1 protein-coding gene is annotated in these 1964 nt (G+C 73.2%); it reads left to right on the top strand.

Translation table 11 applies throughout. The annotated features are described in order from the left end of the window. Positions 1-1964: type I polyketide synthase (locus AB0K21_RS44595; protein ID WP_364159284.1), on the top strand; the 1964-nt coding region annotated here is incomplete at both ends.

The following is a 1964-nucleotide window of genomic DNA, read 5'->3' as shown; positions in this document are numbered from 1 at the left end:
GGTGGTTTGGAGCGGGTGCTGGTCTCGGCGGCCGAGCTGTTCGTCCGTGGGGTGAAGGTGGACTGGCGGCAGGTGCTGACCGGCGGTCGACGGGTGGATCTGCCCACCTACGCCTTCCAGCATCAGTGGTTCTGGCCGAATGCACGGCAGAGCGGGGACGCTCGGATGCTGGGGCAGGCGGCGACGGGGCATCCGTTGCTGGGGGCGGCGGTGGAATTGGCCGACTCGGACGGCGTGCTGCTGACCGGCCGCGTGTCGGTGAGTGCGCAGCCGTGGCTGGCCGATCATGTGGTGGCGGGTTCGGTGCTGGTGCCGGGGTCGGTGTTCGTGGAGCTGGCGGTGCGGGCGGGTGACCAGGTCGGCTGTGACCTGGTGGAGGAGTTGACGCTGGACGCTCCGCTGGTGCTGGGCGAGGACGACGCGGTCGTGGTTCAGATCGCGGTGGGCGCGCCGGAGGAGACCGGTCGCCGAACCTTGAGTGTGTACGGCCGTTCGGCGGACGCGGCCGACGATGTGCCGTGGGTGCGGTACGCGACCGGTACGCTCGCGGCCGGTGTCGGGGAGGTCGTGCCGTTCGACGCGGCGGTGTGGCCGCCGGCCGGGGCGACCGCGATCGAGCTGGAGGGGTTGTACGAGGAACTGGCCGAGGACGGTTTCGCCTACGGTCCGGTCTTCCAGGGGTTGCGGGCGGCCTGGCGGCGTGATGACGAGGTGTTCGCCGAGCTGAGCCTGCCGGAGCGGGCCGGTGACGCGGCTCTGTTCGGGTTGCACCCGGCACTGCTGGACGCGGCGTTGCACGTGGTGCCGTTCGCCGGGCTGGACGATGCCGCGGGCGGCCGGTTGCCACTGTCCTGGGCTGGGGTGTGCCTGCACGCGGGCGGGGCGTCGGTGCTGCGGGTACGGCTGGCCAGGGCGGGCGGCGATGCGTTGTCGCTGAGCGCGATGGACGCGGCAGGGGAGCCGGTGCTGTCGGCTCGGTCGGTGGTGCTGCGGCCGATGGCCGCCGAGCACCTGGCCGGCTCCGCCCCTCGTGGGGCCGGACGGGACGCGCTGTTCCGGGTGGAGTGGCCTGCCGTGACCGGCCTGCCGCAGGCCGACCAGCTACCGGCGGCCGTGCTCGGCTTGGACTCCCTGGGTCTTGCCCCCGCGTTGCGGGCAGCCGGCGATCCGGCCACGGAGCCTGGCGGGCACCTGGTGCCGGTGCACGCGGATCTGGCGTCGCTGGTCGAGGCGGGTCCGGTCCCGGCGGTGGTGGTGACGGAGGTGGCCTCCGATCCGGCGGCCGGGGTGGTGGGGGCGGCGCACGCGCTGACCGCCCACGTGCTGGATCTGCTGCAGCGGTGGCTGGCGGATGAGCGGTACGCCGATTCGCGCTTGGTGTTCGTCACCCGGGGCGCGGTCGCGACCGATGACGGTGAGGTGGTGGCCGACCTTCCAGCCGCTGGGGTGTGGGGCCTGGTCCGCAGTGCCCAGTCGGAGAACCCGGGCCGGTTCGTGCTGGTCGACGTGGATGATCAGGAGTCCTCGCGGCAGGCTCTGCTCGGGGTGCCGGCCTCGGGTGAGCCGCAGGCGGCGGTACGCGAGGGTGAGATGCGGGTTCCGCGGATGGTGCGGGTGGCACCCGGATCTGACGTTGGCGACGTGGCGGGCCGGGTCTGGGATCCGGAGGGCACGGTGTTGATCACCGGTGGGACCGGTGGTCTGGGCGCGCTGTTCGCGCGGCATGTGGTGGCCGAGCGGGGTGTGCGGCGTCTGCTGCTGACCAGCCGGAGGGGGCTGGACGCCCCGGGTGCGGTGGAGTTGCGGGCCGAGCTGATCGCGTACGGGGTCGAGGTCACGGTCGCGGCGTGTGACATGGCGGATCGGGATGCGGTGGCGGCCCTGCTGGCCGGGGTGGATGCCGAGCATCCGCTGACCGCGGTGATCCACACCGCCGGTGTGCTGGCCGACGGCACGATCCCGTC

It is taken from the genome of Streptosporangium sp. NPDC049248, from assembly GCF_040678965.1.
Taxonomy (GTDB): Bacteria; Actinomycetota; Actinomycetes; order Streptosporangiales; family Streptosporangiaceae; genus Streptosporangium; species Streptosporangium fukuiense.
The sequence above is the reverse complement of the archived record's forward strand: the minus strand, read 5'-3'. Positions and strand labels throughout refer to the sequence as shown.